Below are 7,733 nucleotides of genomic sequence, written 5' to 3' on the forward strand. Positions count from 1 at the left end.
GCTGTCTTGAACGACAATATTCAAGCGCTCAGACTGTTGCGGATGGCGAAGTCGGCGGTTCGCGAGAACCTGGGTCACGACCTGTATCGGTTGTCCATGCCTGTAGGGTTGATCTGGGGCCGCGACGACATTGTTACCCCGCCGGAGGTGGCCGAAGAATTCCACCAGAAGCTGCCTCTGTCGCGGCTGAGTTACCTTGACCATTGCGGGCACGCTCCCATGATGGAAAAACCCGAAGAGTTCAGCGTGCTTTTCCGCCGCTACCTGCGTTGGTTTGATCAGGTCCGGGAGGATGCATACGAAGCGGTGGCGGTGAACGCCCCGGGTTTGTCCCGGCTGCAGGCAGACGAGAAAACCACCCTTCCTGCCTGGGCGTAGTACCGGCTGGGCACTTGCCCTGTACGAGGCGGGCGGTTTCCACGTCCGCGCTCAAGCGTTTGATCTCGGTTGGATCACGCCGGTTCTTTTGTTAAGCTGGCTCGGAAGAAACCCTGTGCCTTGGCGGCAGGGTACCCCGCTCTCTCCAAACCCATGAGCTGGAGTGCATCATGATGAGCGCCGTTCTTCTCGTTTCGCACGTCATATTGGTGCTGCATGCAGCCGCGCCCGCTGAATCTATACCCGTGATTCTGGATACCGATATCGGCAGCGATATCGACGACACCTGGGCGCTGGCGATGATGTTGGGGTCGCCGCAGCTCGACGTCAGACTTATTACAACGGCGTTCCGGGACACCCCCGTGAAGACCAGGCTCGTCGCGAAGATGCTCGAACGCCTGAATCGTACAGATATCCCGATTGGCACCGGCCTCAAAACGGACGACGGCGGCATCAACCAATTGGAATGGCTGGGCGACTTTGATTTCAAGAGCTATCCCGGGATGGTCTACGAAGACGGTGTACAGGCCCTCATCGACACCATCAAGAAGTCCGAACGGAGGATCACGCTCGTCGTTCTCGGACCCCAGGCGAACATCAGCGAGGCGTTGAAACGCGACCCGTCGATCGCCGAAAACGCGCGCGTTGTCACAATGGCGGGCAGCGTACATATCGGGTACGAGGGCTACGAAGGCCGCCAGCCCGAATGGAACGTGCGGGCTGACATCGCGGCCGCCCGCGCGGTGTTCAACGCGCCCTGGGAAATCACTATGAACCCGCTGGACATATGCGGCAATCTCCGCCTTGCGGGCGAACGGTACCTTCGCGTATCGGATTCCGCGGCGCCGCGCGCCCGGGTGGTCATCGAGAACTACAACGCCTGGTCAAGCCGCGACAGCCAGCCGAAAAACTCCAGCAGCATCCTTTTCGACACGGTCACGGTCTACATGTCCGTTGACACCTCGCTCTGCCGGATGGAGCAGGTCAAGCTTGTCATTGACGACGAAGGCAATACCGTGCCCGGCGAAAACGGCCGCCCCGTGCGGTGCGCGTTGGGCTGGAAAACCCTCGGCGCCGAAGACCGGTACAAGGAATTGCTCATTCAAGCGCTCACGAATCCGGCGGGGGCGCGATACCCGTGAGAGCATGGGTCTCTGGTTCAGGAGGGGAATCTCAGTATGGCCGGTAGTCGCGTCGTTCCGGCCGGAAGACGAGCCAGAGAATCAGGCCTAACGGCCAGCTCAGGAAGAACACGAGGATGGCCACGAGACACCCCGACTTGCCGCGGCGTTCCGCATCCCCGTAGGCCCAGAGTGACGAGATAAGAGGAAGGGTGATACCTATCGCAATCACTAACACCATACCGACGGCGCCGACTACGTTAAGGAAATCATTCGACATCTCTTGCCCTCTCGACTGCCACGGATGGCGGTATCGTATCTACTGTTGCGGCTCCTCGTCCTCTTGTTCCACGATCACTGCCGTTCCATAAGCAATGATTTCAGCCGCGGCGGACATGATTTCCGCCGTCCCGAATCGGACATCGACGACCGCATTTCCTCCCAGCCGTTCGGCGGCGTGCATCATGCGGTCGAGGGCCTGCTCGCGGGCCTCGGCCAGCATCTTGGTGTATTCCTCTATCTCGCCTCCGACCAGGTTGCGGAAAATTGCCAGGATGTCTTTACCCAGATGCCGTGAACGGACCGTGTTTCCCCTGACCATGCCAAGGGTTTTCACGATGCGCTTGCCGCAGATGTGCGATGAGGTGACGATAATCACCACTTGATCTCCCTGCTGTACCGATCGCTCCTCGCGACAAAAAGACGCTGCCGGAGCACTGAAATAAACAACACGACGAGGCCAATTACCGGTGCCGCGACCAGGACCTTGACCAGTGCGGAACCCCAATCCGCCACCCAGAACCAATAAATGCCCCATACCGTCAAGGCGATCACTCCCACGAGAAAGATAATCCAGCCGGTTTGGCGCTCGATGCGGTTGTAGACGCCGTCGAGGAAGGTGTCCCACACTTCTTCGGGCGGTTCTTCGATGCGTAACTCCGATGTTGCGGCTACGATACGCTTCATTCGCTCGAACTCCTCCCGAAACGCCGGGTCTTCCTCGCGAAGTTTATCAACCCGGTCTCGTTCTTCCGGGGTCAATTCGCCGTCCAGGTAGCCGGAAATCAGCGGCCTGACGTCGTCTTCACGGTCATCATGCATAATGTAAGCCCATCATTACCCCTTGGAGGCATCCGGAAACGCGTCATTCCGGGGCGCCCCCGAGCGCATTGCGCAGCGCACGCCGGGCGGCGTGCAGGCGCGACATCACGGTGCCTTTGGGAATCTCGAGGCATTCAGCGATCTCCGCATAAGGGAGATCCTGGAAGTGCCGCATCATGAGAATCTCCCGGTGCTCGCGGCTGAGCCGGGTCATGGCCGCGGCGATGGCGGTGCGCAAGTCCCCCAACTGCGCATCGTCCACCGGATTCTCCGCGGCATGCGCCACGTCAAAGCCGGACTCGAGGAGCCCGTCCAGTGATGTTTCGCCGCGCCGCCTGCGCTTCTTCAAATGGTTGATACAGGTATTCTTGATAATTCGGTACAGCCACGGATAGAACGGCAGCTCCGTTTTGAACCGCGGCATGGCCTTGTAGGCCCGTGCGAACGCCTCCTGCGCGAGTTCGAGGGCATCGTCGCGATTGTGGACAAAACCGTACGCCACAGCATAAGCACGCCGCTCGTAGGCTTTGACCAACGCGCCGAAGGCCGCCCGGTCGCCTTTTCGAGCCTTCACAAGGGCCTCGGCCTCATCGAAGGCCGTCGCGTCCTTCGTTCCGTTGGTGGAATACATTCGACGCGAGATTCTATTCATTCATATCCCCTCAGCTCCTCCCGTGCTGCCACCAGCAATCGCCAAATTACCTCAAGTCCGCCCAGGAACACAACTAGAGGGAACGCTTCTCTGAACCCAGCTTGGGGCAAGAGGACCCTCAGACCCAAGAGATCGGTCCGGGCAGCCTGACTGGTCCCGTTTCAGGGGGCGAGATGGCGGCGTGCGCGCGTGAGGGCATGAATGTAGTAGAATCCGCGCGATTCCCGCGCAAGGCCGGGAGTTCTTGTGTGTATCCCCAGATAAGGAGCGCTTGAATGACAAGTCCAGTGCCAGAACGATTCGAAAATGTGACGGCTGTGTGCAAGGCCAACGTGTACTTCGACGGAAAAGTCGTCAGCCATACCCTGTTGTGCGCCGACGGGACGAAAAAGACGCTCGGGCTCATCTTTCCGGGGTCGTACAAGTTCGATACGGGCGCGCCGGAGCGGATGGAGGTCGTTGCTGGCGAGTGCCGGGTGAAACGTGCCGGGGCCCACGAATGGGCGGTATACGCCGCGGGTGCCTTCTTCGATGTGCCGGGGAAGTCATCATTCGAGATTTCCGTCAACGGCGGCATTATGGAATACGTATGCTCGTACCTGTGATCGGGAAGGCGAAAGAGCCTGGGCTTACGTTGGCAGGCGCACGTCATCTGGGCGGGGTCTTATGGGGTGGAGCGCGGAAAGCGGAGACAGACAGGTCTCCGTTTCGCGCCGCCTGGGTCAGTCCCCGTTTTCGGACGTTTTCGTGTCAATACACGCCGTAGGGGTCAAGGTCGACTTTGAGTTGTGCGTTGGGGACGGGGTTCTCGTTGTGGAAGGCGTCGCGGGTAGCGCGAACGAGCTGGTTGAGGCGTTTGGGGCTGACTGACAGCACGCCAAGGTTCCAGCGGTATTGTTTCTTGACCCGGCGGACGGTTGCGGGGGCGGGCCCGAGAGTTTCCATGCCGCGGAACCCGAGGGTCTCCATTTCCCGGCGCGCGAGACGGTGCAGGGCGGCGACGGCGCGCTCGGCCCCGTGGGGGTCCTCGCATTCGATGGCGAAATTCGCGAGCCTGCGGAAGGGTGGATAGCCCGCGCTTTCGCGTTCGTGGATCTCGCGCTCGTAGAACGCGGTGTAATCGTGTTCGGCCGCGCTGAGGACGGCGTAGTGTCTTGGCCGGTAGGTCTGGATGATGACCTGGCCGGGTTTGTCGCCGCGGCCGGCGCGGCCCGCGACCTGGGTAAGCAACTGGAAGGTGGTCTCGGCCGCGCGGAAGTCGGGCATGCCGAGTCCGGTGTCGGCATTGAGCACGCCGACGAGGGTAACGCCGGGGTAATCGTGTCCTTTGGCGATCATCTGTGTGCCGACGAGCACGTCGATCTCGCCGGCGGCAAGACGCCCGAGGATCTTGGCGTGTCCGCCTTTTCCGGCGGTGGTGTCGGCGTCCATGCGTTCGATGCGGGCTCTCGCGAAGGTGCGCTTGAGCAGGTCTTCGATGCGCTGCGTGCCTACGCCGAGGTACAGCAGGGGATTGAAATAGCACTCGTCGCAAACCTGGGGCACGCCGCGCCGTTTGTTGCAGTAGTGGCAGCTCAAGTAGCCGCCTTTCGCATGGTAGGTCATGGTCACCTGGCAATCGGTGCATTGGGCTACCCAGCCGCATTGGGGACATAGGACGAACGGCGCGAACCCCCGCCGGTTCAGCAGCAGCAACACCTGTTCGCCCCGTTCGACCCGCTCGGCAACGGCCGTTTCAAGGGCGTCCGACATGAGGACCTGCCCGCCGTGCTCGCGTATCGCTCCGCGCATGTCGATGATGCGCACCTCGGGCAGGGCCGCATTCGTTGCGCGGCGCGCGAGTTCGATGCGAACGGATTTGCCGGTCTCGCTGTTGTAGAACGATTCGACCGAGGGCGTCGCCGAGCCGAGGACGCACACGGCGCCGTTCATCTTGGCGCGCATGATGGCCACGTCGCGGGCATGGTAGCGCGGGGTGTCTCCCTGTTTGTAAGAATGGTCGTGCTCTTCGTCCACGACGATCATGCCGAGTCTGGGCAGCGGCGCGAAGACAGCTGACCGCGCCCCAACCACGATGCGGACTTCGCCGCGCTGGGCGCGCCGCCATTCGTCGTAGCGTTCGCCGGCGCCGAGCCCGCTGTGCAGCACGGCGATGTCGGTCTGGAACCGGGCTTTGAACCGCCCGACCGTCTGGGGCGTGAGCGAGATCTCGGGCACCAGGATGATGGCGTCGCGGCCGAGCTCGAGGACGCGTTCGATGGCTTGGAGGTAGACCTCGGTCTTGCCGGAACCCGTGATCCCGCGCAGCAGGAAGGTTTGGAAGCGTTTCTCGTTCATGCAGGCGGTGATGGAATCGAAAGCGGCCTGCTGCTCGTCGTTCAGGACGTGTTTGAGCCCGCCGGCTCCGTCGCTGTCGATGCCGGGCGTTCGATAGAACTCACGCTGGGTGCGCACTATTAAGCCCTTTTCGTCGAGTGCTTTCAGAATGGCGGCGGTGACGCCGTGTTTTTCGTAGAGCGAGGTGGCGGAACGTTCCGGCTCACCATAAAGCAGATCGAGGTAGACCGCCGCCTGTCTGGGCGCGCGCCGCTGGAGCGCCGCCAACGCTTCGGTGCCGGGAATGTTCTCTTCGACAAGGCTGACATAAGTCTCGGACAGGGAAGAGACGCTGGGCTCGACCGTCACGGGTTCGGCGAGGAGAATGCCGCGGCGCACAAGGGACTGGAGGGTGTTGCTGAGGGCGCCGCGTCCCACGGACGAAGCCAATTGCCCTTCCATGAGGGGCCCTCGGCTGTGCAGCTCGGCGATGACCTTGCGCTGGCGGTCGGTGTACCGCCCGGGGCCCAACTGGTCCAGCCGGAGGGTGTAGCGCATCTTCGAGCGTATATGAATGCCCGCGGGAACGGCGCAATGCAAGGCTTCGCCCCACGAGCAGCAATAATAATCGGCGAGCCACCGGCACAAATCGAGCATTTCCTGCGAGAAGACGGGTTCGGGGTCGGGGAGATCGACGATCGAACGCAGCTTCTCGACGCCGGTCTTGGCTGATAAAGCTACGACATAGCCGGTTTCAATGCGTTTGCGGACAGGCACCACCGCCCGCATGCCCGGCCGGATGCGGGGGGCCAGCGAGGGTGGAATCTTGTAGGTGAACGCCGAATCTACCGGCAGGGGCAGAACGATCTCGGCGAACGCGGGCTTTTCCATGGCTCACAAAGCCGCCTCCGGCCTAAGCCGGAATCTCGATGAAGCGTCCCCAGACCTCCAGCAGGTCTTCGGGCAACCGGGTGCCCAGGTGAGGGAGCCACGCGGGCTTGCGCGGGCGGCGCAACAGCGGCATGCGCGCCTCTTCGGGGGTGCGATTGCCTTTCTTCACATTGCATTTCAGGCAGGCGACCACGAGGTTGTCCCAGGTATCGAGACCGCCTCGCGACTGGGGTATCACGTGGTCGATGGTCAGGCGCGACCGGGGATGGTGTTTGCCGCAGTACTGGCACATGCTCAGGTCGCGGTCGTAGATGCTTTGCCTCGAAAAAGGCACTTCCCGGCGGATAAACCCGTTAAAGGCGTTGAGAAGCACGACTTCGGGAATGCGGATGCGCAACGTGGGCGTGTGCACATAGCGGCCGCCCAGTCCGTTCTGGGACAGCACCAGCCAGTCGTCAAATCCGTGGAGACTGTAAGCGGTGGGGTGAACGGCCCGCGCCGTCCCCGCGTAAAGCAGACTGAGAGCGCGACGCGCCGGCGTGACGTGTATGGCGATCCACGACCGGTTCAACACCAGCACGTTACCGTTCAGCAAGTTGCCGTTCAGTCCGTAATTCATCAGTGGCCCCACAATCGCCCTGACAGGGGCAAATACTAACGTCAAGTATAGGCGCGGCACAATATCGTGTCAAACCTGAGGTGTGGGGATTGTGGGATGGTTCTTGGCGGTATACGCCCTCCTGTTATTGGGCCACGTTCTCCACGCGGGCGCCATTCGCTCTTGCAGTTTCTATGTCCATTAGCACCTGGTGCACGATGATGTCGGCCATGGCTTCGAAATCAGATGGGGTGTCCCTGAGAAAAGCCTCGATGTTTTCTGCGTAGACCACTTTGTTCTCGAAAACGCGCTTCACGCTCAGAGATAGTAGACGAACGCGTCTACACACTTCGCCAACGCGGTGTTTCCTGAGGAGCGTGAAGATGCCCTTATCATTCGAGGTCGATGGCCCAACAGCGATATAGGGCTTGCGGTGGACCAGACTTTCGTTGAAAACTCCTGCCGAAGGCCGGGCGGCCACACAATCGGCTATGGCGAGGAAATCATCAAAGTCCTGCGTGTAGCCAAACGGAAATAGGCGAATGGCTGCCGTTTGTCCTGCCAATCGTTGGATCTTGTGGAGAGTTTGCTTGTCTTTGCCGCACATCGCTAGGAGGTTCAGGGGGTATTCAGGCTCTGCGAACATCGCATAGACGGCGTCGAGGATGAATTCGCC

Annotated in this window: 10 protein-coding genes; 3 read left to right on the forward strand and 7 right to left on the reverse strand. The window is 61.1% G+C overall.

The genetic code is table 11. The annotated features are described in order from the left end of the window. Both PLJ71_22195 and PLJ71_22200 read left to right on the forward strand, forming a co-directional pair. A partial coding sequence (locus PLJ71_22195; protein HQM51400.1) for an alpha/beta hydrolase occupies positions 1-378 on the forward strand: 378 nt, incomplete at its 5' end. Between the two features lie 170 nt (positions 379-548). Further along, positions 549-1,520 carry a nucleoside hydrolase gene (locus PLJ71_22200; GenBank protein ID HQM51401.1) on the forward strand — a complete coding sequence of 324 codons (972 nt, stop codon included), beginning with the start codon at positions 549-551 and terminating at the stop codon, positions 1,518-1,520. A 31-nt stretch (positions 1,521-1,551) separates the two neighbouring features. Here the strand turns inward: PLJ71_22200 and PLJ71_22205 are convergent, their stop codons facing one another. The 4 genes from PLJ71_22205 to PLJ71_22220 are packed head-to-tail and all read right to left on the reverse strand — an operon-like array spanning position 1,552 to position 3,252. Next, entirely contained in the window at positions 1,552-1,779 is a 228-nt protein-coding gene (locus tag PLJ71_22205) for a hypothetical protein (GenBank protein ID HQM51402.1), read from the reverse strand. A 39-nt stretch (positions 1,780-1,818) separates the two neighbouring features. After that, positions 1,819-2,157 (reverse strand): YbjQ family protein, encoded by a 339-nt coding sequence (locus PLJ71_22210; GenBank protein ID HQM51403.1) that lies wholly within the window; start codon positions 2,155-2,157, stop codon positions 1,819-1,821. Further along, positions 2,154-2,600, reverse strand: coding sequence for a zf-HC2 domain-containing protein (locus PLJ71_22215; protein ID HQM51404.1), 447 nt, complete (start codon positions 2,598-2,600; stop codon positions 2,154-2,156). Before PLJ71_22215 ends, PLJ71_22210 begins: the two co-directional genes overlap by 4 nt. Positions 2,601-2,643: 43 nt before the next feature. Further along, a complete protein-coding gene (locus PLJ71_22220) occupies positions 2,644-3,252 on the reverse strand; it encodes a sigma-70 family RNA polymerase sigma factor (GenBank protein HQM51405.1) in 609 nt (202 codons plus the stop codon). Between the two features lie 275 nt (positions 3,253-3,527). On the opposite strand from PLJ71_22220, the gene PLJ71_22225 reads away from it, so the two are divergent. Beyond that, positions 3,528-3,857, forward strand: a complete 330-nt coding sequence (locus tag PLJ71_22225; protein ID HQM51406.1) for a pyrimidine/purine nucleoside phosphorylase — start codon at positions 3,528-3,530, stop codon at positions 3,855-3,857. Between the two features lie 145 nt (positions 3,858-4,002). Here the strand turns inward: PLJ71_22225 and priA are convergent, their stop codons facing one another. From priA to PLJ71_22240, 3 genes are all read right to left on the reverse strand, one after another. Further along, entirely contained in the window at positions 4,003-6,459 is a 2,457-nt protein-coding gene (gene priA, locus PLJ71_22230) for a primosomal protein N' (protein HQM51407.1), read from the reverse strand. Between the two features lie 22 nt (positions 6,460-6,481). Then, positions 6,482-7,078, reverse strand: a complete 597-nt coding sequence (locus PLJ71_22235) for an HNH endonuclease (GenBank protein HQM51408.1) — start codon at positions 7,076-7,078, stop codon at positions 6,482-6,484. 124 nt (positions 7,079-7,202) lie between these two features. Then, the coding region (locus PLJ71_22240; protein HQM51409.1) for a hypothetical protein at positions 7,203-7,733 on the reverse strand (531 nt) is incomplete at its 5' end.

The sequence above is a fragment of the Candidatus Hydrogenedentota bacterium genome, from assembly GCA_035416745.1.
Taxonomy (GTDB): Bacteria; Hydrogenedentota; Hydrogenedentia; order Hydrogenedentales; family SLHB01; genus UBA2224.